Source organism: Candidatus Pelagibacter sp. PS_31 (assembly GCF_059417865.1).
Map to the genome: position 1 here is coordinate 754846 of NZ_CM182069.1, position 23084 is coordinate 777929.

A 23084-nucleotide genomic window follows, 5' to 3' on the forward strand; every position below is an offset into this window, starting at 1 on the left:
TTTAATTTAAGATTTTGTATTAGAAACAAACTATATGATCAATATTAATAGGACGCTTGATACCAAATTTTTCATCTACTTCATGTTGATGAATATGGTGGGAATGGACAAACACTGGTATTAATTTATTACTTGTAGTTTTAAGGGTGTAGATAAAATTTGTTCCCCTAAATTTTCTATCTACTACTTCTAATTTTAAGTTACTTTGATCATCATGTTCTAGATCTTCAGGCTGCAATAAAAGTTGAACTTCAGACCCTTTTGGATAATGTTTTATAAAATCTCCAGTTATTGTTCCAAGATCATCATTTTCTAAACTATTTTCACCTGTAACTTTTGCTGGGATTAATATGCCTCGATTTAAAAAATTAACCACCTCTATTGAGTTTGGAAAATGGTAAACATTATACGGATCATCGTATTGTTTAAGTTGACCATCTAAAATTATTCCACATTTTGTTCCCAAATAAAAAGCTTCGTATGAGTCGTGCGTTACAATAATTGTTGTAATTTTATGTTCTGTTAAAATTTGCTTTAATTTAACCTGTATTTCTTCTTTAAAGTTCTGATCAACATTTGAAAGAGGTTCATCTAATAACAATAAATCAGGATTAGATAGCAAAGACCTTGCTAATGAAGCTCTTTGAGCTTCTCCAGAACTTATCTGATGTGGATATTTATCAGCAATGTGTTCGATATGAAGAAGCTTATTTATTTCATTTAAATTTAAGCCTTTCTTCTTCTTTTTATTTCTATCAGCACCAAATTTTATATTTTCTAAAACCGTATAATGGGGAAAAAGTGAATTGTCTTGAAACCCCATAGAAATATTTCTATTTTCAGGTTCAATATGAGTTTTATCAGATGATAAGATTTTATTTTTTAAGATAATCTTTCCTGATTGTATTTTTTCCAAACCTGCAATTGTTCTAAGAATAGTAGTTTTACCAATACCTGATGGGCCTAATAAACAAACAATGTCTCCTTGATTTTCGATTGTAAGAGACACATTATTTACTTTGCTCTGAGCACTTGCTGCAAATGTTACATTATTTATTTCTAAAAAATTTTTTGTCATAATTTTAATCCTTAAGGATATATCTAGATGTAATTAAAATAAAGCAACTTGCAATAAGAATAAGCAGTAATGATGGGGCCGCTGCAGCTTCAAGTAAATCTTGGGAAGCATAAATGTATGCTTTTGTTGCAAAGGTTTCAAAATTAAATGGTCTCATAATTAGAGTAATGGGTAATTCCTTAATTATCTCTATAGTTAACAAAATACCTATTAATAAAACTGAATTCTTTAAATAAGGAAGGTGAATATTTCTAAATGTTTTAAATTTTGAATAACCAAGAAGATATGCGCTCTCATCTATAGAATAATTAATTTTTAGATAGCCAGATTTAATTCCGTTATTAGCTAAGGAATAAAATCTTATAAAATAAATTATAACCAATCCTAAAATAGATCCAATGAAAATAGATTTTATCGATTCTGTTCCAAGGTAATTAATCATATTTAGATCTAGCCATGAAATAAATGTTATAAAAGCAACAGCTAAAATAATTCCAGGTATTGCATATCCAGAAATAGAAAATGTATTTAATGCTTCTAAAAATTTACTTTTTGAAACTCTACTTCCATAGTTTGAAATAAAGGCCAATAATATCAATACACAGCATGCTAAAAAAACTAGCAATATCGTATTTGAAAATAATTGAATTAAATTTAAATCTAATAAATGTTTGGGAAAAATAATTGTCCAATATAACATTTGAAAAACTGGGAATAAAAAACTTAAGAAAAATACTAACGTACAAAATAAAAACGCTAAAATTGATTTATAATTATATAAATGAATTACAGATTTTGATTTAAATCCTCCTTTTGAAGATGTGTGATATTGAGCTTTCTTTCTAGATAAATTTTCTAAGACAAACAACCCAAGTATAAAAATTAACAAGTAAGAGGATAACCTGTTTGCCAAAGTGAGATCGTCAAAAGATATCCAAGCATTATAAATACCTGTTGTTAAAGTGGACACTCCAAAAAATGAAACTGAACCAAAATCAGATAAAGCTTCCATTGCAACCAAAGAAAGACCAGCAACTATTGCAGGTCTTGCTGAAGGTAAGATTATCTTAAAAAACGATTTTTGTTTTGAAAAACCAAGGTTTTTTCCAAGTTCTAGTAAGTTTTGTGACTGATAATGAAATGATGCTCTAGTTAATACATAAACATAACCAAATAGTGAAAATGATATTGAAATTATTGCACCTAACATTCCATCAAACTTTGGAATATGAGCGTTGTAATTTCCCTCGCCCAATAAGTTTTTTAAAATTGAAAAAGCCGTTCCATAGTTTTCAAAAAAAGCAGTTAATGAATATGCATAAATATAGGCTGGTACAGCAAATGATAAAATTAAAGCCCATTTAAAAAAATTAACTCCTGGAAATTTGTAAAATGAAACTAAATAAGCACAACCAACTCCTATAATAAAAGTTAAGGTTAAAACACCTATTAAAAGTATTAATGAATTGTAAATATAATCTAAAAGAAAAGTATTTTTTAAAACTGTTACATAGCCTCCAGTTGTTTCAAAGAAACTACTGAATACAGTTATAATGGGTACAGCTACAATTATGGATATGACAAAAGAACTAAAATACCAAATGTTAATCTTATTACCCATTTTTTAACAACGCACTAATAACATCAAGCAGGGTAATTAACTTAATATTAAAAGCGCGCTGTGTTATAACCTCTTTATTTCCACTTCGCGTTAAGCATTATCTCTAATGCGATAGCTTGATTTTTTCCGTAATTAGCTACTTTAGTTTTAAGGTCTTGTTTAAAATTAAACCCCATTTGTGTAATTAATCCATGAGGCTCAACACCTTCAATCATTGGATATTCATACGTATTATTAACAATATGTTGTTGAGCATCTTTAGTTAATAAAAACTCTAACAGTTTAATTGCGTTATCTTTATTTGGAGCATATTTTAATATTCCACCTCCACTAATATTCATATGTGTTCCTCTATCACCCTGATTTGGGAAAAATGGTAATACTTTTTTTGCAGCCTCTTGTTGCTCTGCACCTTTACTACCAGAAAGCATAAGTGCGTAATAATAAGTATTTGCAACAGCAATATCAGCTTCGCCAGCTGCTACAGCTAAAATCTGAGCTCTATCATTTCCCTTTGAGTCTCTAGCCATATTCTTAACCAAATTTTCTGCCCAAATAGTAGTTCTCTCTTTTCCATTATTATCTATTAATGAAGCTACTAGAGATTGATTATAAATATTATTAGATTGTCTTATAACAATTCTACCTTTCCACTTAGGATCAGCAAGACCTTCATAAGTCAATCCATTAAGATCATTGTCACTTACTCTCTCTGGAGAGTAATAAATTATTCGTGCTCTTTTAGCTATTCCTGTCCAATTTTTAGATCTAAAGTTTGCCGGTACTGCAGATTTAATTGCTGGCGACATAGAGTTTTGAAACATCCCTTTTAAATCGAAAAGTCCTAACTTTCCAGCATCAGCTGTAATATAAAGATCAGCTTTTGAATCTTTTCCTTCTTCTATAATTCTTTTTTGAAGAGATTTATCTTTGCCGGATATGACATTCACTTTAATTCCAGTTTGAGATGTAAATTTATTGTAAAGCTGGATATCTGAATCGTAATGTCTTGCACTAAAAACATTAACTTCATTAGCTAATGTCATGCTTTTAAAAAAACTCAAGGTTAATATAATAAGTATAATTTTTTTCATTTTTTCCTTTATTTTTTACCCTTGATTAGTTTAGAATGCTTATTATTAACATTGCGAATGATTATCAATCGCATTTATTGACGCAGTTTACAATGGTTAATTAAGTTAATATCCGGATAAGCAGATTACTTAAGAAAGACATGAATGCATAAAACCCTATAAAGAAATTGCAGTACATTATTGAGACAGCCCGGTTTCTAACTCTTCTTTTTCTTACAAATGGCTTATCATCAAGGTCTGAAACATCTCTTTCTCCAATTACTTGATAGTCATATGACCAACGCCATACAGAATTACCAAAACGTTCATCTGTATTATTGTAATAGATAATCCAAGCAACAATGTATCTGTGAGAAATATAGAGAATAATTAAAAGTAAACTACTTATAAGCATCTAAATATATAATCATATTTAGAAAGCTTATTAAAGACTAATTAAAACTGTTCAGATTCTGTTGATCCTGCCATAGCAGTTGTAGAACTTTTTCCACTACTTATGGTATTTGAAACTGCATCAAAATAAGACGTTCCAACTTCTCGTTGGTGTTTAACACTTGTGTAACCATCTTTTTCTCTAGCAAATTCAAGCTCTTGGATTTTAGAATAAGCCGTCATTCCTTCTGTTTTATATCTTTCAGCAAGTTCAAAAATTGCAATATTTTGAGTATGAAATCCTGCAAGAGTAATGAACTGAAATTTATAACCCATCTCACTAATTTTTTGCTGAAATGTTGCAATCTCAGCATCTGATAAATGCTTTTTCCAATTGAACGAGGGAGAACAGTTGTAAGCTAATAATTTACCAGGAAACTTTTCATGAATTGCATCTGCAAACTTTTTTGCTTCCTCAAGATTTGGTGTTGCAGTTTCACACCAGATTAAATCTGAATAAGGAGCATAAGCTAAACCTCTGGAGATTGCTTGATCAATTCCATGTTTAACATAATAAAAACCTTCTGGTGATCTTTCACCAGTTAAAAATGGTTTATCATTTTCATCAAAATCATTCGTAATTAATTTTGCAGCATTAGCATCAGTCCTTGCTAAAATTATTAAGGGTACATCTGCAATATCCGCTGCAAGTCTTGCAGCTTTTAAGTTTTTAATCATAGTGCCAGTTGGAACTAAAACTTTTCCACCCATATGGCCACATTTTTTTTCGCTAGCTAATTGATCTTCAAAGTGAACTCCAGCCGCACCTGCTTTAATAAATTTTTTTGCTAATTCAAAAACATTTAATGGACCACCAAAACCTGCCTCACCATCTGCAATAATCGGCAACATATAATCTGTTCTATCTTTTGATTTCATTTCACCATCTTGTAATTCCATATGCTGAATTTGATCTGCTCTAATTAATGCATTATTCATAGACTCAACTAATTTTGGTGCACTATCATATGGATATAAAGATTGATCAGGATACATTTCACCAGCTGTATTTGCATCAGCTGCTACTTGCCATCCACTTAAATAAATTGCTTTTAATCCAGCTTTCGCATGTTGAATAGCATGGTTTCCCGATAGAGATCCCAATGTATTAATATAATTTTCAGAATTTAACAAATCCCATAATTTTTTGGATTGGTGTTTACACATAGAATATTCAATTTTGATTGAACCTCTTAATCTCTCAACCTCTTCTTGGGTATAGTCTCTTTTAATTCCTGCAAATCTTTTTAAATCGTATGAGATGTTCTCAGCACTCATTTAGTCCTTTACTGTTGTGTTGTGAAAATATTTAAGTGAACGAATTAATTACTGTCGTTGATTTGATCAACTAAAGCATCCATTCCACTTGAACCCCAATCACAGTAATCATCTCTCATATAGATGCCTTTTGCATTATATTGAGAAATGTCTTCTTCTCTTATGATTTGAGCTTCATTTTCAGTGTTTTTTATTTTATCGTCCATGTAAACTTTATAATTTACTAAATTTACAAATTCCAACAAAATCGTTAAAAGCCTTGTAAAACAACATAATTTATTGTAAATTTAAATTTACAAAATTTACAAATAACTAATATGAGTCAATTAGATATTAAAATAGGTCCAAAAATAAAAGCTTTTAGAAGGCAGTTAGGGCTGCAAGCTAATAAGCTTTCAGAGGATCTGGGAATTTCTCCAAGCTATTTGAATTTAATTGAAAGTGGAAAAAGAAAAATAGATGGAGATTTATTACTTAAGGTTTGTGATAAATTAAATATCCAACTTTCAGATTTAACTTCAAAATCAGATATTAATTTAGAAAATACAATTTCAGAAATTTTAGATGATAAATTATTTGAAGACTTAGATATTCTGGGTCCTGAAGTTAAAGATCTTGTTGGCACAAACCCTAAGATCGGTAGAGCTCTTGTTAGATTAGGAGATATTCTTAAAAAGAAAGATCACGAACTAATTAATAAAATAGAAAAAATTTCAGGTAAGATAGTGGATAATAGAAAAAACTCTTTTCCTGGAGAAGTAATATCTGATTTTCTTCAACAACATAAAAACTATTTTCCGAAATTAGAAGAATTTGCAAATAAAGTTTTTGATAAAATTCAAAAAAATAACAGAACTCGATATATTGCGTTATGTGAGTATTTAAATAAAGAATATTCAATTACAGTAAAAGATATTTTACCTGAAGAAGGAAAGCCTTTTTCTAAAATCTATAATAAGAGCAAAAAAGAACTTTTGTTAAGTGATTATAGTTCCCTAGAAACAAAAAAACTTCATGCTGCTGCTCAAATTGCACAAGAAGGTGCAATGAAAGATATTGATAATTATTTATCGAAATTTTCTTTTCCATCAGATGAGTCTAAAAAATTAACTAAAGTTGCTTTATTAAATTATTGTGGTGCTGCAATTTTAATGCCCTACAAGCCCTTTCATGCTGAATGTAAAAAATTAAAGTATGACTTGGAACTTTTACAAAATACATTTGCAACTTCTTTTGAGCAAGTTGCTCATCGTGTAACATGTTTACAAGATCCAAAATTACCTGGAATTCCTTTTCACATGTTAAGAGTTGATATGGCTGGAAATATTTCAAAAAGATTTTCATTATCAGGAATTGATATACCAAGATATGGTGGTGCATGTCCTAGATGGAATGTTTATTCAGCCTTCACAAGACCCGGTGTTATTCAAGCAGCAGTAAGTAAAATGACTAATGGTGAAAAATATGTGTGTATTGCAAGAACAGTTGAAAAAGGTGTCGGACGATTTGGTCAATCAAAAAGTATTTTATCAATTGGACTAGGTTGTGATGCCAAATATGCAAAAGACTTTGTCTATACTGAAAACATTAATGTAAGTGATAAAACTACAGAAATTCCCATTGGTGTATCTTGCAGAACTTGTGATAGATTGGATTGTCCACAAAGAGCCTTTCCACCTTTACACAAAAAATTTGATGTAGATATCAATTCTAGAGGTGTTTCAGTTTATGTTAATGACAAGTCTAGTTAATTAAGACTTCCAATCACCAATTTTACTAAACAAAAAGTTCCTAAAAGCGGTTATTCTTGCTGTGTTTTTAAGTGATTGAGGATAGACAAAGTGAGCCTCTGTTATAGGTCCTTCTGAATTAGGAAGTACTTTTATTATATTATTTGAATTTGAAACTAAATACTCTGGAAGTGCTGCAAGACCTACGCCTGCTTCAACTGCCAAAAGTAAACCCATAACACTATTAACTTTCATTACTGGTTTTCTTTTTTTACCATCTTTAATTCCAAGCTTTAAAGCCCAATCTGGATCATAGACGGGAGATGGTGCTCCTTTTCCAAATGAAATAAATTTATGTTTATTAAGATCTGAAATGGTTTTCGGCATCCCATGTTTTTCTAAATATTTATTAGAGCCATAAATATAATATTTTAAATCCACTAATTTTTTTTGAATATAATTGAGCTGCTTAGGTCTTCTCATGAAAATACCTATATCTGCTTGTCTCGTACTTAAATCCAATTCCTTATCTTCAAAAATTAATTCAATTTCTATTTCAGGGTTTAAAGTCATAAATTCTTGAATACGAGGTGTTAACCAGTGGGTACCAAAACTTCTAACTGTTGTAATGGTTAATTTACCTGTTGGTTTATTTTTTTGATCTCCTAAGGTTGACTCAACTTCTTTTAATTTACTAATTACATCATGGGCTGTTTTAAATAAATATTCACCATTTTCAGTTAATGTAAGACCTCTAGCGTGCCTTTCAAAGAGTTGCACTTTAAGATCTTGTTCTAACGATTGGATTTGTCTACTAATTGCTGATTGACTTAAGTTTAGGTTTATTGTTGCGTTAGTGAAGCTTCCCGCTTCTGCAACTGCATGAAATATTTTTAATTTATCCCAATCCATTATTTATTAAGATCAACTATATATCTTCCAGATGTTTCACCTTTTAACATTTTTGGATATATGTCTATTAAATCTTCTAAGCTTACTGTCTTTATTGATTTTTCTAATTGTTCAAAATCAATAAGACTTTTAACTTCACTCCAAACAAACTCTCTTCTTTTAATAGATGCTGTAACAGAATTAATTCCCCAAAGTTTAACACCTCTAATAATAAAAGGCATAACTGTTGTATTTAATTTATAATCAGAAGCGTTTCCACAAGCTGCAACAATTCCATTGTCTCTAGTTTGAGCAAGTGCATTAGCAAGTATCTTTCCACCAACTGTATCAACAACACCGTCCCACAAACCTTTGTCTAATGGTCTAGCGTCTTTATCTAAATCTGCTTTATTTATTATGTTTTTAGCACCTAATGATCTTAAGTATTCTTCATTTTCAGCTTTTCCAGTAACAGCTGTAACATCATAACCAAATTTATTTAAAATCATCACTGCTATACTTCCAACACCGCCAGATGCACCAGTAACTAAAACATCTTTAACTTTTTCACCTAATAGAAGTTCTTCTCGTGCTTTGATTGCAAAAGAGCATAATAATGCTGTTAGTCCAGCAGTCCCTAAGATCATTGCCTGTTTAGATGTAATGTCTTTTGGTTTTTTAACTAAGTAATCTCCATTAACTTTTGCTAACTGAGAATAACCACCAAAGTAAATTTCACCCACTCTCCAACCTGTAAGGATCACTTCATCCCCTTTTACAAATTTTGAATTATCACTTTCTAAAACAGTGCCTGCAAAATCAATTCCTGGGATATGTGGAAATTCTTTTACTAATTTTGCCCCATTATTTAAAATAAGTGCATCTTTATAGTTTAAGTCTGAATAATCTACTTGAACAAGTACATCTCCATGTTTTAAAAATGATTTATCTATTGATTTTACTTCTCGTGTAAAATTTTCACTTTCTTGATTAACAATTAGTGCTTTAAAATTATCCGACATGTTTTTCTCCCTTAGGAAGGTTACTTACTAATAAATCTTAAATATCTATTCTGAATACTTAAATCTTTTTTAAACTCTCCTAAGAAATAATTTGTAACGGTTGTTGCATTTTCTTTTTTAATGCCTCTCATCGTCATACATTGGTGTGCTGCATCAATTGTAACAGCAACTCCTTTTGCATCTAATGAAGTCATTAAAGCTTGAGCAACTTGCATTGTTAATCTTTCTTGTGTCTGTAATCTTTTTGAAAAAACTTCTACTACTCTTGCAAGTTTACTTAAACCTACAACTCTTTCATTTGGAATATAAGCAACATGTGCTGTACCAACTATTGGTGCCATGTGGTGCTCACAATGACTTGATACTGAAATATTTTTTTCAACAACCATGTCATCATAACCTTCAACATCACCAAAAGTTTTCTCTAAAATTTTTTCAGCATCTTCAGTGTATCCACCAAAATATTCTTTAAATGCTTTAACAACTCTTTTTGGAGTTTCTAATAATCCTTCTCTACTAGGATCTTCACCCATCCAAGCTAAAATAGTTTTAAAAGCCTCTTCAGCTTCTTTGTCAGAAACTTTTTTGGTATCTAAAATCTTGCTATCTGTGTCTTCGACTAATTTCATAAGGCAACTTTATACAGTAAATCATTGTTTTTAAAATATTTAATATATCTAACAATATGCTACATAATTACCTAATTATGTTTAAAAAAAGAGAAAATATAGTTGAAATCGAAGAGGGCAAACTCCTTTCACCAAAATTTGATAATGATGGATTAATTCCAGTTATTACAATGTGTTCAAAAACTAAAGATGTTTTGATGCATGGTTACATGAATGTTGAAGCTTTTAAAAAAACCATTGAGACTAAAGAAGCTCATTATTTTAGTAGATCTAGACAGCAAATTTGGCACAAAGGCAAAACTAGTGGCTTTACTCAAAAAGTAACTGAAATTAGAATTGATGATGATCAAGACTCTATTTGGTTAACGGTTGATATTGGAGATGGTTCAAGCTGTCATGTTGGGTTTAGATCATGTTTTTATAGATCAATTCCACTGGGCCCAATTGAAAATGGTAGAGAAATTGAAATGAAATTTGAAGAAAAAGAAAAATCATTTGATCCAGAGGTTGTCTACAAAGGCCAACCTAATCCTACAAAAATTTAAATGAGTGACAATCAAAAAAATGTTCTTGGTGAAGATCTAGAAGAGTGTTCTAACGACCCTTTAACTGGATGGCATAGAGATGGTTGTTGTAGTACTGATGAAAATGATCACGGTGTGCATACAGTTTGTGCAAAAGTTACAACAGAATTTTTAGAGTGGTGTAAAGAAGCTGGGAATGATTTAATAACTCCTCATCCTGAATTTGGGTTTCCAGGTCTAAAAGCTGGAGATGGTTGGTGTGTATGTGCTAGTTGGTATGCAAGAGCTGCCGATGCTGGAAAACCATGCCCTGTTTATTTAAAAAGAACACATGAAAAAACTTTAAAGCTTGTTTCAATGGAGGTTTTAAAGAAAAATGCTATTGATTTATCTTAATTAATTTAATTATCTTTCATTAAACTTAAATTATAAATACGTGAAGAAAATTTAGATAAGTTGTTTAGGGTATTTTTTTGTACGTTTAATATTTTTTTTTGGTGAACTCCTGTTATAGAATAATGTTTTTTACTGTTTATTGTTAAAAATTTTTCTTTTAATAATATATTTAATTTTCTAAAAACTGTAGCTCTTGGAATGCCTGTAATATCTGAGATAGACATTGCGTTAACACCTACTTCCTCCTTTTGCTCAGCAAAGAAGTACTTTTCTAAGTAAAATTCTTTATTCATTTCACTATTATCATTTTTTTTTGAGTGCAAAGCGTGATTGACTAAACAAATGCCATGAATATGAAAGGATTCTAGATCGCCATAAACTTTTTTAAATCCTAATAACATAGGCATTTGCATTTCATAATAAAGTTTCCAAACAAATGAAAAATATTCCTTGCTTGTTTCTGTTAAACGTTCACTGCTGAATGGTTCTGATATTATCCCTTCTTCAACACATACATTTGAAAGAGTTGATAAAAATCTCGTCATTCTTTTTATTGTTTCTTCAGGTTTAATGCTTGGCCAAGTGTTTCTATCAATTATAATCTTTCTATTTACTCTTTTTATTACGCCGATTTCTTCTAATTCATTAATTTTTCTTCTAGCAGTTTCTTTTGGTATATTAAGTGATTTGGATATCTCTATTACATTTATTGTTTCTATTTCAACCTCATTTTGATCAAAATACTCCTCATAATTTAACTTCACAAAATTCTTTGAATAAGCTTCAAATGTGTTCATCAATAAATGCATAATGATCATAAATTTTTCATAATCATGAAAAGTTCTGTAAACATTATTAACCCAAGCTAATTGTAGTGGTGCCCAAACAGGCATTATCGAAACAAAGTTTTTCTCAATTACTTCTCTTATATTCTCACTCCGAATTTGCTTTGATATTTCAGGAAGTGATTTAGACATAAAATTATATTATAACCCAAAATGAACATAATTAAGATTAAAGTCAACCCAAAATGAACATCAGGTGAATTGTGTTGTTTGTAGTTTGATGGTTTATTAATTGCATGAGTACAGAAAAAATAATTAGTACTGAAATTAATAATCCTTCTTCTTTGGCGACCCCCGAAAAAAGTGAGGAAGTTTCGTCATCTGGAAGAGTAGATATTAATATTCTTTTAAATAGAGCTAGAAAAGTTAAAGAAAAAGAAAATCTAACAAACCTAGTTTTTGTTGGATTAACGTCTTGCCTAATTATTGTTGCCGGTATTATCTTATCCTTTTAACTACATATTTCCGTATTTAGGCCCACCACTTCCTTCAGGTGTTACCCAAGTAATATTTTGAGAAGGTTCTTTAATATCACAAGTTTTGCAATGAATACAATTTTGTGAATTTATAACAAATTTATTTACACCGTTTTCATTTTGAACTTCATAAACACCTGCAGGACAATATCTTTGTGCCGGTTCATCAAATTTTTCTAAAGTATAACTAATTGGTAAATTTGGATCTTTTAGTTGTAAGTGTACGGGTTGATTGTCGGTATGATTTGTTCCTGTTAAATAAACTGAACTTGTTTTATCAAATGTGATCACGTTATCTGGTTTGGGATAATCTATTTTTGGCATTTCATTTGCTGGTTTTAAAGTTTCATGATCAGCATGTTTGTGTTTTAGTGTAAATGGTAATTTACCTCTAAACAAAATTTGATCAATTCCTGTAAATATTATTCCTAAGATTAAGCCCCAACTAAAACTTGGCTTAACGTTTCGTGCGCTATGTAATTCTTCATAAATCCAACTTTTTTTAAATTTATCTTCATAAATTGATAAATCTTGTTTTTCTTTTAAATGTTCATTTATAGTTTCAGCAGCAATCATTCCACTTTTCATTGCAGTATGAGACCCTTTAATCTTAGGCATATTTAAAGTTCCTGCATCACAACCAATTAATAAAGCACCAGGCATAAACATTTTTGGTAAACTTTGAAATCCACCTTCAATTAAAGCACGTGCACCATAAGAAATACGTTTTCCACCTTCAATTATCTTTTTAATTGCAGGGTGAGTTTTAAATCTTTGAAATTCATCAAACGGTGAAAGATGTGGGTTTTTATAATCAAGACCAATTACATAGCCTAAAAAAACTTGTTTGTTTTCTGCATGATACATAAAGCTACCACCATAAGTATTGTTATCTAATGGCCACCCTGCTGTATGCATTACCATTCCCTCATCATGATTTTGTTCACTGATTTCCCAAATTTCTTTAAAACCAATTCCATATTGTTGAGGGTCTTTACCTTCTGATAAATTAAATTTTTCAATTAATTGTTTTCCAAGATGTCCTCTGCATCCTTCTGCAAAAACCGTAACTTTTCCTAAAAGTTCTATGCCTGGTTCAAAGCCATCTTTTTTGTTGCCATTTTTATCAACTCCCATGTCTTGAGTTGCAACTCCCTTAACTGACCCCTCTTCATTGTATAAAATTTCACTTGCAGGAAAGCCTGGAAATATTTCAACACCTAAGGCTTCTGCTTGTTCTGCAAGCCATCTACATAAGTTTGCTAAACTGATTATATAATTATTATGATTTTGTTGAACTGATGGCAGTAGCCATGTCGGCCAGCTTAATGATTTAGATTTTCCTAAAAATAAGAATTTTTCTTTAGAAACCTTAGTTTTTATAGGTGAATTAAGTTCTTTCCAGTTTGGTAATAGCTCATCTAAAGCTCTAGTTTCAAAAACATTGCCACTTAAAATATGAGCTCCTATTTCGGATGCTTTTTCAAGTAGGCAAATATTTAATTCTGGATCTAATTGTTTGAGTTTAATAGCAGTCGATAGTCCTGATGGGCCACCACCAACAATTACCACGTCATACTCCATTGCTTCTCTAGGCATATGGTAATTTTTTATATTATTTGTTATTTTTGTATAGTGTTTAATTTATTCAATTCTTCTAGGAATTGAGGGAGAGCTTCAAACAAATCAGCCTCTAAACCGTAATCAGCAACACTAAAAATAGGTGCCTCTCCATCTTTGTTTATTGCGACAATAATTTTACTTTCTTTCATACCAGCTAAATGTTGAATTGCTCCAGAAATACCAACTGCAATATATAGATCTGGCACTACAACTTTACCCGTTTGACCAACTTGATGTTCGTTACTTATGTAACCTGCATCCACTGCTGCACGCGAAGCTCCTATTGCAGCATTTAATTTATCTGCAATATCAGTAATTAATTTAAAATTGTCACCATTTTGCATACCTCTTCCACCTGAGATCACAATTCTTGCAGTTCCAAGTTCTGGTCTGTCTGATTTAACTTCTTCTCTTTTAATAAATTTAGATAACGTAAACTCTTTTATCGAATCCATTTCTTCAATGGGTGCTGATCCACCTGAAGTTTCACAAGGTTCAAATGAAGTTGGTCTAATAGTTACACATTTTTTTTTATCAGTGCTTTTTACAGTTGCAAATGCATTTCCCGCATAAATAGGTCTGATAAATGTATCTGGAGATACCACTTTGATTATGTCACTAACTTGTGATGTGTCCATTAAAGCTGCTATTCTTGGCATTAAGTTTTTACCAAATGTATTAGCCGAACTAATTACATGTGAATAATTTTCAGAAACTTTAACAATCAATGGTGCAAAATTTTCGGGTAGAAAATTTTCATAATGAGTGGCTTCAACTTGTATTACTTTTTTAACCAAGGGTATTTCAGATAAAACTTTTGCAACATCAGAGCAATTGTTTCCTATTAGTAATGCATGAACATCACCATCAATTTGTGATGCGGCTGTAATAGCGTTAAGAGTAAAAGGTCTTAATTCTTTATTATTATGTTCAGCAATTAATAAAATTGACATTATATAACTTTCGCCTCATTTTTAAGCTTTTGCACAAGTTCAGCTACACTTGATACTTTAATTCCAGCTTTTCTTTTTGGTGGCTCTTCAACTTTAATTTGTTGAACTCTTGGTGTTGCATCAACACCTAAATCTGCAGTTGTCATTTGATCTATTGGTTTCTTCTTAGCTTTCATAATATTTGGTAGAGATGCATAACGCGGTTCATTTAATCTTAAATCACAAGTAACTACCGCTGGAACATTAACTTCAATAGTTTCTAAGCCTTCATCAATTTCTCTAATTATTTCTAATTTATTGTCTTTAATGTCAATTTTTGATGCAAAAGTTGCTTGAGGCCAGTTCAATAAAGCACTCAACATTTGTCCTGTTTGGTTGCAATCATCATCAATTGCTTGTTTACCCATAAATACTAGATCAGGTTTTTCTTTATCAACAATTTTTTGTAATATTTTAGCTACTGCTAAGGGTTCGACTACGCCATCTACTTTAACATGAATTCCTCGATCAGCACCAACAGCTAATGCTTTTCTAACTGTTTCTTGTGCTTTTTCTTCACCAATAGTAACCGCAACTATTTCTGTTGCTTTACCTGCTTCTTTAATTTTTACAGCCTCTTCAATTGCATTATCATCAGGTGGGTTGGTTGACATCTTAACATTATCCGTAACAATTCCTGTGCCATCTTCTTTAACTCTGATTTGAACATTGTAATCAATAACTCTTTTTACAGCGACTAATATTTTCATTATGCTCTTAATAAGTTGTTTTCAGGATCATATGGGCTTTCTTCTAAAATTGTACAATCGTACATTTTACCAAGAATATCAATTTTCAATTTTTGCCCTGGTGTCGCAATCTCTGGTTTGACCATTCCTAATGCGATTGATTTTCCAAGTCTAAATCCAAAATCTCCACCAGTTGCACGTCCTATAACTTTTCCACTATTATAAATTGGATTATTTCCTAAAACATCTGCATCTTCTATATTGTGAACTTCTAAGGTAACCAATTGATTTGAAAATCCTTTTTCTCTCCATTTATTCAAAGCATCTAGTCCTATAAAATTTCCTTTGTTGGGATGAATAAATCTATCTAACCCAGATTCGTAAGGTGAATATTCAATTGATAATTCTGTGCCAACAAGTTTATAAGATTTTTCAAGTCTCAAACTATTCATTGCTCTAATTCCATAAGGCTTAAGACCTAAATCTTTTCCAGCTTCCATTAATCTATCAAAGATGTGATTTTGATATTCAATTGGATGATGCAATTCCCAGCCAAGCTCACCTACAAAGTTTACTCTCATAGCGTTAACTGGTGCATTACCAACATCAATATTTTTTGCACTCAACCATTTAAAATTTTCATTTGAAAAATCATCTCTTGAAACTCTTTTCATTAGTTCTCTAGCTTTAGGACCAGATACAACTAGAACTCCCATACTGTTTGTTAAATTTTCAAATTGAACACTACCATCAGTTGGCATCCACTTTTGAATCCAGTCATGATCTAATCTTTGGTTTGCTCCTGCAGAAACTAAATAGTAACTTCCCTCAGCTTCTTTCATGATTGTAAATTCAGAGTGCACTCCACCCTTAGTATTAAGTGCATGACATAATCCAATTCTTCCAATTTTTTTAGGAAGTTTGTTTGCAACTAAATAATCTAAAAACTCTTCAGCACCAGGTCCTTTAATTCTACATTTAGCAAATGCCGTCATATCTAAAAGACCAACATTCTCTTTTACATTTTTGCATTCTTGCTCAATTGCTTTAAACCATTTTGATCTTCTAAATGACCAGTCATCTTTTTGCTCCATCCCGTCAATTGCGAAGAAGTTGGGTCTTTCCCAACCAAATTTTTGACCAAATACTGCGCCTAATGCTTTCATTCTATCATAACAAGGTGATGTTCTTAATTCTCTAGCAGCCTCTCTTTCTTCATCTGGATAGTGAACTTTAAATACATGATTGTAAGCTTCTTCGTTTTTTTCTTTTAAATAAGATTTTGTTGCATAATCACCAAACCTTCTTGGTTCAACACCAAGCATATCTATTGTAGGCTCACCATCAATTATCCATTCTGCAAGTTGCCAACCCGCTCCTCCTGCTGCAGTTATTCCAAAACTATGTCCTTCATTAATCCAAAAATTTTTCAATCCCCATGCAGGTCCAACAATTGGGTTTCCATCTGGTGTATAACAAATTGCACCATTATAAACTTTCTTAACTCCAACTTCTCCAAAAGCTGGTACACGGTGAATAGCTCCTTCTATATGCGGTGCTAATCTATCTAAATCTTCTTGAAATAATTCATACTCTGAATCTTTTGATGGCCCATCAACATAACAAGCTGGTGCACCATCTTCGTATGGTCCTAATATTAATCCACCTGCTTCTTCTCTCATATACCATCTGCTGTCGCTATCTCTTAAAACTCCCATTTCAGGTAAGCCATCTTTTTTTCTTTTTACGATATCTGGATGAGGTTCTGTTACAATATATTGGTGTTCAACTGGTATTACTGGAATATCTAATCCAACCATTTTTCCAGTTTGTCTAGCAAAGTTTCCAGAACAAGAAATTACATGTTCGCATTCAATAGCACCTTTATCTGTTTCAACAATCCAGCCATCTTTAGTTTGTTTCATTCCAACTACAGCTGTGTTTCTATAAATCTCTGCACCTAAATTTCTAGCACCTGTTGCCATTGCTTGTGTTAAGTCAGCTGGCTGAATGTATCCATCTTCAGGGTGTTGGATTGCTCCAAGTAAATCTTCTGTACGGCACAATGGCCAAATTTCTTTTACTTGATCTGGTGTTAAAAATTTTACATCCACACCAATTGTTTGAGCAACACCTGCATATTGATGATACTCATCCATTCTATCTTTAGTGCTTGCTAAACGAATATTTGATACGACACTGAAACCAACATTTTGTCCTGTCTCTTCTTCTAATTTTTTATAAAGATCCACTGCATACTTATGAAGCTGTCCAACCGAATAACTCATATTAAATAATGGAAGTAGACCTGCTGCATGCCAAGTAGATCCAGATGTTAATTCTTTTCTCTCAATTAAAACAACATCAGACCAGCCTTTTTTTGCTAAGTGATAAAGAGCACTAACTCCTACTACACCACCACCAACTACAACAACTTTAGCTTTAGATTTCATTAACACGATTCCTACTAAATTTTCATTACGAACGAAACAAAATTCGTTTACCCTCTAAATTAAATTGAAGATCCTAGGGGCATTGGAGCGGACACCATTGTGGTCAACCAGCAATCTTTGAAGGGACCATCTATTTTATACTTTTCAACCTGCCATTTAAATTTGTAATAGGATTTGTCTTTTCCAAGAACACTAACTTCAAACAAGGCTACTGAATTGTTAAGGTTTTCTTGAACAATTTCATGATCTAAATGATCTAATAATATTTTATATGACTTGCCCTTCAGCATGGTCTTAAATCTATCTAAAGGTCCTGTGCTTTTTCTATTACTAGGATGAGCAAATTCCCAGGTTTGTTCAATGCCATTATCTATGGTGGGAGAGTTGTTTTTTTGTAAACTTTTCAACTGAATTTCCACAACCTGGTATGGCTCAATATTACTATTAGGCTTTATTAATTCTGCTTGTGAAATTGTAAGACTTAGAAAGTAAATTAATAAGGTTTTATATATTATTTGCTGTCTTTTTAACGTCCTCAAGAAATTCTTTTCGTTTTTCATCTGTTACAAACGGTACTGCAAAATATCTTCTGTATACAATATTATAAATGCCACACATATGAAACACACCTCTTTTTAGCCTTCTAATAGGTAAATTTAAAAAAAATGTTGTAACCGCTAACCTTGGGGATCCATAGGTACAAAAGATTATAGCTTTTTTATCTTTTAAGTTTCCCATTGGATAACCATAATTTCCAACTAATTTTTTAAATGTGTAAGCCCATGGGGGTGACAAAACTTTATCTATCCAGCCTTCTACAATAGCTGGCATTCTAAAGTTCCAAATAGGTGCAATTAGAACAATAGTATCACATTTCTCAATACGTCTTCTATGATCTAGAACGTCTTCTCCAGCTTGTTCACCAGCAAAAACTGGGTTGAATCTATCTTTATATAAATCTACACAATCAACTGTATTACCGTTTTTTTCTGCTGTTTTAATAAATGTATCTCTAATAGCTGCATTAAAAGACTTTTCATTATAGTGCCCATATAAAAGAAATATTTTTTTCATTACATTAAGGGTGTATAGACTAGAAAAATTAAAAATCTATGAAAAATTTTTACGTAGTTGCTGGTATTCATAAAGATCCAAATAAAATTGAAACTATCATTAAAGATACAGAAAAAAAATTTGGACCTTTTGAGGAGATTGAAGCTAATAATTTAGCTAAGAGTTTAATTCAAAAAAATATAGATGATTTTTATCATCGTGCTTGGGTTGTTAAATCTAATAATTTAACCAAATAAAACCCAACAAACATAAAGATTACAAAACTTACAGAATTTAAATTTAATAAAGCCAGTGAAGCTATTGCAGGTCCTGGACATAATCCAGCTAAGCCCCAGCCTGCACCAAAAAGTGATGAACCTATAATTAATTTCTTATTTAGTTCTTTATTATCTGAATAAGAAAATTTATCAGCAAAAATTGGTTTCTTATTATTTTTAAATAAATGAAAAAATGGTGAAGATATTATTAAAGCTCCAATCATAACAAATGCTAGTGATGGGTCCCATTCTCCAAAAATATTTAAAAAACCTAAGACTTTAGCGGGATCTATCATCTGTGAAACAGTAAGACCTATTCCAAAAATTATTCCACAAATTAAAGACATAATCTTATTCATATTAAATTTTTTAGCAAAACAGTTAAAATTCCAACAATCATAAATGTTACTGTTGCAATAATTGATCTTAAAGAAAATCTTCCAATTCCACTGATGCCGTGTCCACTAGTACAGCCTCCCCCTATTCTTGTACCAGCTCCAACCAATAAGCCTGCAATTGTTAATAAATAAAATGAGTTTGAAATTGTGATATTGATTTCCTGTTGAGTAAATATTTTATAAACAATAGGTCCGATAATTAATCCAATTAAAAATAAAAAATTATCAAATCTATTATCTTTTGAAGTTAAAAAATTACTGGCAATTCCACTTATTCCAATTAATCGACCATTAAATACAAAAAAAATAACTACTGCTAAACCAATTAAGGATCCACCTAGAAATGCAGAGATTGGAGTAAAATTAACTATATTCATTTAACTTTGTAATACTGGAAAAGCTGGGTTTATATTTAAAAAAAGCTTTTGATATTCCATTTTTGTACATCTATTTTCAATATACTCAATATCATTACTCTCCACTAATTCTTTAGCATCAATGCTTCTAATTCCAAGTTGTAACCAAAGAACTTTAGCTCCAATTTTAACACTCTCTTCAGCATACTTGTTAGCTTCTGCAGATGGTCTAAATACATCTACGATATCAATAGGTATATTAATATCTTCAAGTTTTTCAAAAACTTCTTCTCCTAAAATCTTTTGACCTTTTGCACTTGGATTAACTGGAATAACTTTAAAGCCATATTTTTGCATGTACTTCATCACTATTGTTGATGGCTTTTTATCATCTTTACTAACACCCACCATCGCTATTGTTTTATACTTTGAGAGAATTTCTTTTATTTTATCGTTCACTACTTATGTTTCCACTTAGGTTTTCTCTTTTGTAGAAACGCTGATATGCCTTCTTTAGCATCCATTGCCATCATATTTTTAGTCATCATTTTACTAGTGTACGCGTAAGCTTTTCTCAATGGCATTTCTAATTGATTATAAAAAGTTTGTTTTCCAATTTTAATTGTAAGACTTGATTTTGAAGCAATAGTTTTTGCAACTTTTAGCACTTCATTGTTTAATTTTGATTTAGAAAAATGATTATTAATTAGTCCAATTTCTTTTGCATAATTTGCTTTAATAGGATCTCCCGTTAACAGCATATGCATCATTCTTTTTCTATTAACCTTTCTACTAACAGCAACCATCGGCGTGCTGCAAAATAAACCGATATTTACACCTGGTGTTGCAAAAATTGCATCATTAGAACTATAAGCTAGATCACAACTTGCAACTAACTGGCAACCTGCTGCAAATGCTGCTCCATGAACTTTTGCAATAACTGGTTTTTTTCCTTCAACTATTTGAAGCATCAACTTTGAACAAAGATTAAAAAGTTTTTGATATTTTTCTCTTTTCTTTAATCCACTTACTTCTTTTAAATTGTGACCCGCACTAAAACCTTTTCCAGACCCTTCAATAATTATTACCTTAATATTTTTGTCTTCATATAATTTTTTAAAAGCTTTAATTAAATCTCCTAAATTTTTTAATGAAAGAGCATTATATGTTTTCGGCTCACTAATTATGATTGAGGCAATATCTTTATTTAAAAGTTTAATTTTAATATTACTTAAGTTTGCCATCTTCTCTCATTTTGGCTCTAATTTTTGTTGCAGAGATTTGTTGAATTTCTTCTGACAAAACAACTTCTTCTATTTTGTAACCAACTCCTCTTCCGTAACAAATATTAGTAATATTAGGAACCATCATTATTTTAAATCTTCCTTCAAATTCTGAGTTTAACTTTTCTTCAATATTTTTTTTAACTGTGTCAAAATCAAATGGATTATCGTCAACACCTTGAACGTCTCTTATTTGAATGCAAACTTGACCTGTTTTTTTAATAATTTCTTGAAATAAAGCATAGTGACCATCATGAAATGGTTGCCATCTGCCAAGCATTTGTGCTGTTGGTTTTTTATTATCCCATTCGTAAACCATTATTTTATCTCCTTTATTATTATCGGTGCCCAATGTTTAGCATCTTGAGTTGTAACCTGACAATCAAATTTTTCAGGCTTTACAAACATCTTGTTAGTATCGTCAAAACGTCCTTCTTTTATTGTATTTACCCAAACTATATAATCTGCAGGAAACAAGTTTCTTGCCTCTGGTGTTGGGCAAACAAAGTCTGCTACAACATAATTTCCATCATCTTTTAATTTTTTTGCAAAATCTGCCATTCTACTTGCTTGTCTTGTTCTGCCTTCTTCTGAAAAATCCCAATCATTAGCTTCTTTTCTAACTTCATCAGCATTAAGTCTTTTAGCATTTAGTAATGGAGCAATTTCATTTGCTAAAGTTGTTTTGCCAGATCCTGGAAGACCCATAATTAATATTATTTTCATTTTAAACTAAGTTTGTTGCAACCCATTTATGAAATTCATGTGTAGGGTTATCCATTATGGGTGAAAAATTCCCGCCATTATATACTGGTGAATTTCTACCTTCTTGCATACCCTCAATAGCTTTTATATCCTCAATCATTACTTCTTTCCAAAATTCTGAATTTTTTTTTCTCATCTCAGCAAACTCAGATCCATTTGCACTATCATCGCCAACATAATACATCATTAAATGCTCTTTAGTCTCACTAATAGACTTTGGCTCTAACCAAAAAACATAAAAATGGTCTACATGAAGACCAATCATTACGTTTGGAAATAAAGCAATATACTCAGCCTTTTTGAATAAGTCTTTAGGCCAATTTGGAAAATTATTGAAACTTTGATTTCCTTTAACAGGTTGATCATATTTATTTGTTCCTTGGCCAGCAAATCTATTTGGTAAACCTTGAATATGGTAATGATCACTAATATTTGAAACTTTATTTAATTCAGGATGTATCCAAGGCAAGTGATAACTTTCACAGTAATTCTCTATTGCAAACTTCCAATTACACTTAACATCAAGACTGAAGTATCCATGATCTTTTGAGTGCTTAAGTAATTTTTGATCTTCCTTAGATATAAATTTTGACCATCTTTCTTCGAGAGGCTTAATATATTCATCAAACTCTAATTCATTACCATTTATATTGATAAATATTATATCCATCCAAATTTTGGTTTTAACCTCTTTTAAATTACTTGATGATTTATCGAATTTTTCTGTCTCATGAATATTTAGGCCTCCTATGTGAGGTGTCGCAACTAACTTTCCATCAAAATCGTAGGACCAGGAGTGGTATGGACATCTTAAGACATTTTTCAAAGCACAAGGCTCATCTAAAAGCTTGAAGCCTCTATGGCTGCAGACATTGTGAAATACCCTTATTTTTTTCTCTTTATCTCTTAAAATAATAAGAGGGATGCCTAGTAAATTATAAGGTTGAGCGTCTCCTACATTTGGTACAGAACTTCCAACGCCAATCACCGTCCATTTATCCTTGAAAATCCTCTCTCTTTCAATGTTTAGATAGTCGAAGCTAGTGTAGCACTCATTTGGTAGGCCATGGGCTTTATCGATGGGGTTCCCAACCACTCTAATTTTTTCCAAGTCCAAGATTTTTGAAAGTTCAGGATTTTTAAGATTTTCAGACATTAAAAAAAATTATCACCAGCAC

Annotated in this window: 27 protein-coding genes; 5 read left to right on the forward strand and 22 right to left on the reverse strand. The window is 31.2% G+C overall.

The genetic code is table 11. The features are described from left to right. Positions 1–19 precede the first annotated feature (19 nt). The 5 genes from AC5SLN_RS04050 to AC5SLN_RS04070 form a co-directional block, all read right to left on the reverse strand. Entirely contained in the window at positions 20–1078 is a 1059-nt protein-coding gene (locus AC5SLN_RS04050) for an ABC transporter ATP-binding protein (protein ID WP_018414277.1), read from the reverse strand. 4 nt (positions 1079–1082) lie between these two features. Continuing rightward, the gene (locus AC5SLN_RS04055; RefSeq protein WP_494592853.1) at positions 1083–2699 is read right to left on the reverse strand and encodes an ABC transporter permease; all 1617 of its coding nucleotides are present in this window, start codon (positions 2697–2699) and stop codon (positions 1083–1085) included. Positions 2700–2773: 74 nt separating this feature from the next. Further along, positions 2774–3793 (reverse strand): Fe(3+) ABC transporter substrate-binding protein, encoded by a 1020-nt coding sequence (locus AC5SLN_RS04060; protein WP_011282242.1) that lies wholly within the window; start codon positions 3791–3793, stop codon positions 2774–2776. Positions 3794–4228: 435 nt separating this feature from the next. Beyond that, the gene (aceA, locus tag AC5SLN_RS04065; RefSeq protein ID WP_020169557.1) at positions 4229–5503 is read right to left on the reverse strand and encodes an isocitrate lyase; all 1275 of its coding nucleotides are present in this window, start codon (positions 5501–5503) and stop codon (positions 4229–4231) included. A gap of 44 nt (positions 5504–5547) precedes the next feature. Continuing rightward, positions 5548–5709, reverse strand: a complete 162-nt coding sequence (locus AC5SLN_RS04070; protein WP_271626206.1) for a hypothetical protein — start codon at positions 5707–5709, stop codon at positions 5548–5550. Positions 5710–5820: 111 nt separating this feature from the next. Between AC5SLN_RS04070 and AC5SLN_RS04075 the strand changes: the two genes are divergently transcribed. Further along, entirely contained in the window at positions 5821–7254 is a 1434-nt protein-coding gene (locus AC5SLN_RS04075) for a helix-turn-helix domain-containing protein (protein WP_494576291.1), read from the forward strand. On the opposite strand, the gene AC5SLN_RS04080 is transcribed toward AC5SLN_RS04075, so the two are convergent. From AC5SLN_RS04080 to folE, 3 genes are read right to left on the reverse strand one after another with little or no spacing between them, the layout of a single operon-like run. Further along, complete coding sequence (locus AC5SLN_RS04080) at positions 7255–8145, reverse strand: LysR family transcriptional regulator (protein WP_271479778.1); 891 nt, start codon at positions 8143–8145, stop codon at positions 7255–7257. It lies immediately after the preceding gene. Beyond that, positions 8145–9146 (reverse strand): oxidoreductase, encoded by a 1002-nt coding sequence (locus AC5SLN_RS04085; protein ID WP_494592855.1) that lies wholly within the window; start codon positions 9144–9146, stop codon positions 8145–8147. Before AC5SLN_RS04085 ends, AC5SLN_RS04080 begins: the two co-directional genes overlap by 1 nt. A gap of 20 nt (positions 9147–9166) precedes the next feature. Beyond that, positions 9167–9775: a GTP cyclohydrolase I FolE gene (gene folE / locus AC5SLN_RS04090; protein WP_494592857.1), complete on the reverse strand. Its 609-nt coding sequence runs from the start codon at positions 9773–9775 to the stop codon at positions 9167–9169. A gap of 77 nt (positions 9776–9852) precedes the next feature. On the opposite strand from folE, the gene hisI reads away from it, so the two are divergent. Further along, on the forward strand, positions 9853–10320 hold the full coding sequence (hisI, locus tag AC5SLN_RS04095; RefSeq protein WP_494591278.1) for a phosphoribosyl-AMP cyclohydrolase: 468 nt from the start codon (positions 9853–9855) through the stop codon (positions 10318–10320). Continuing rightward, the gene (locus tag AC5SLN_RS04100) at positions 10321–10695 is read left to right on the forward strand and encodes a DUF2237 family protein (protein WP_011282250.1); all 375 of its coding nucleotides are present in this window, start codon (positions 10321–10323) and stop codon (positions 10693–10695) included. 5 nt (positions 10696–10700) lie between these two features. Here AC5SLN_RS04100 and AC5SLN_RS04105 read toward each other — a convergent pair whose 3' ends face one another. Then, on the reverse strand, positions 10701–11672 hold the full coding sequence (locus AC5SLN_RS04105; RefSeq protein WP_494592859.1) for a DeoR family transcriptional regulator: 972 nt from the start codon (positions 11670–11672) through the stop codon (positions 10701–10703). 104 nt (positions 11673–11776) lie between these two features. On the opposite strand from AC5SLN_RS04105, the gene AC5SLN_RS04110 reads away from it, so the two are divergent. Then, complete coding sequence (locus tag AC5SLN_RS04110; protein WP_494592861.1) at positions 11777–11995, forward strand: hypothetical protein; 219 nt, start codon at positions 11777–11779, stop codon at positions 11993–11995. On the opposite strand, the gene AC5SLN_RS04115 is transcribed toward AC5SLN_RS04110, so the two are convergent. The 6 genes from AC5SLN_RS04115 to AC5SLN_RS04140 all read right to left on the reverse strand — a co-directional run bounded on the left by AC5SLN_RS04115 (position 11996) and on the right by AC5SLN_RS04140 (position 18847). Continuing rightward, positions 11996–13615: an electron transfer flavoprotein-ubiquinone oxidoreductase gene (locus AC5SLN_RS04115; protein ID WP_494592862.1), complete on the reverse strand. Its 1620-nt coding sequence runs from the start codon at positions 13613–13615 to the stop codon at positions 11996–11998. A 23-nt stretch (positions 13616–13638) separates the two neighbouring features. Continuing rightward, positions 13639–14592 carry an electron transfer flavoprotein subunit alpha/FixB family protein gene (locus AC5SLN_RS04120; RefSeq protein ID WP_494591282.1) on the reverse strand — a complete coding sequence of 318 codons (954 nt, stop codon included), beginning with the start codon at positions 14590–14592 and terminating at the stop codon, positions 13639–13641. Further along, positions 14592–15341 carry an electron transfer flavoprotein subunit beta/FixA family protein gene (locus AC5SLN_RS04125; protein WP_494592864.1) on the reverse strand — a complete coding sequence of 250 codons (750 nt, stop codon included), beginning with the start codon at positions 15339–15341 and terminating at the stop codon, positions 14592–14594. The genes AC5SLN_RS04120 and AC5SLN_RS04125 overlap by 1 nt, the downstream gene beginning before the upstream one ends. Beyond that, positions 15341–17773, reverse strand: a complete 2433-nt coding sequence (locus AC5SLN_RS04130) for a GcvT family protein (RefSeq protein WP_494591284.1) — start codon at positions 17771–17773, stop codon at positions 15341–15343. Before AC5SLN_RS04130 ends, AC5SLN_RS04125 begins: the two co-directional genes overlap by 1 nt. Before the next feature lie 59 nt (positions 17774–17832). Beyond that, the gene (locus tag AC5SLN_RS04135) at positions 17833–18192 is read right to left on the reverse strand and encodes a hypothetical protein (protein WP_271579849.1); all 360 of its coding nucleotides are present in this window, start codon (positions 18190–18192) and stop codon (positions 17833–17835) included. A gap of 85 nt (positions 18193–18277) precedes the next feature. Continuing rightward, on the reverse strand, positions 18278–18847 hold the full coding sequence (locus tag AC5SLN_RS04140; protein ID WP_494591286.1) for an NAD(P)H-dependent oxidoreductase: 570 nt from the start codon (positions 18845–18847) through the stop codon (positions 18278–18280). Between the two features lie 38 nt (positions 18848–18885). On the opposite strand from AC5SLN_RS04140, the gene AC5SLN_RS04145 reads away from it, so the two are divergent. After that, positions 18886–19083 (forward strand): hypothetical protein, encoded by a 198-nt coding sequence (locus AC5SLN_RS04145; RefSeq protein WP_006998027.1) that lies wholly within the window; start codon positions 18886–18888, stop codon positions 19081–19083. Here AC5SLN_RS04145 and AC5SLN_RS04150 read toward each other — a convergent pair. From AC5SLN_RS04150 to AC5SLN_RS04180, 7 genes are read right to left on the reverse strand one after another with little or no spacing between them, the layout of a single operon-like run. Beyond that, on the reverse strand, positions 19041–19463 hold the full coding sequence (locus AC5SLN_RS04150; protein WP_271626195.1) for a DUF6691 family protein: 423 nt from the start codon (positions 19461–19463) through the stop codon (positions 19041–19043). The genes AC5SLN_RS04145 and AC5SLN_RS04150 overlap by 43 nt on opposite strands. After that, positions 19460–19879, reverse strand: a complete 420-nt coding sequence (locus AC5SLN_RS04155; protein WP_494592866.1) for a YeeE/YedE family protein — start codon at positions 19877–19879, stop codon at positions 19460–19462. The genes AC5SLN_RS04150 and AC5SLN_RS04155 overlap by 4 nt, the downstream gene beginning before the upstream one ends. Continuing rightward, complete coding sequence (locus AC5SLN_RS04160) at positions 19880–20317, reverse strand: CoA-binding protein (RefSeq protein WP_494577609.1); 438 nt, start codon at positions 20315–20317, stop codon at positions 19880–19882. It abuts the gene before it with no gap. Then, complete coding sequence (locus AC5SLN_RS04165) at positions 20317–21102, reverse strand: enoyl-CoA hydratase (RefSeq protein WP_494592868.1); 786 nt, start codon at positions 21100–21102, stop codon at positions 20317–20319. Before AC5SLN_RS04165 ends, AC5SLN_RS04160 begins: the two co-directional genes overlap by 1 nt. Next, positions 21086–21460, reverse strand: a complete 375-nt coding sequence (locus AC5SLN_RS04170) for a cytidyltransferase (protein ID WP_494592869.1) — start codon at positions 21458–21460, stop codon at positions 21086–21088. Before AC5SLN_RS04170 ends, AC5SLN_RS04165 begins: the two co-directional genes overlap by 17 nt. Continuing rightward, on the reverse strand, positions 21460–21867 hold the full coding sequence (locus AC5SLN_RS04175; protein ID WP_494576315.1) for a P-loop nucleotide/nucleoside kinase family protein: 408 nt from the start codon (positions 21865–21867) through the stop codon (positions 21460–21462). The genes AC5SLN_RS04170 and AC5SLN_RS04175 overlap by 1 nt, the downstream gene beginning before the upstream one ends. 1 nt (position 21868) lies before the next feature. Further along, positions 21869–23062, reverse strand: a complete 1194-nt coding sequence (locus AC5SLN_RS04180) for an aromatic ring-hydroxylating oxygenase subunit alpha (protein ID WP_494591291.1) — start codon at positions 23060–23062, stop codon at positions 21869–21871. Between the last annotated feature and the right edge of the window lie 22 nt (positions 23063–23084).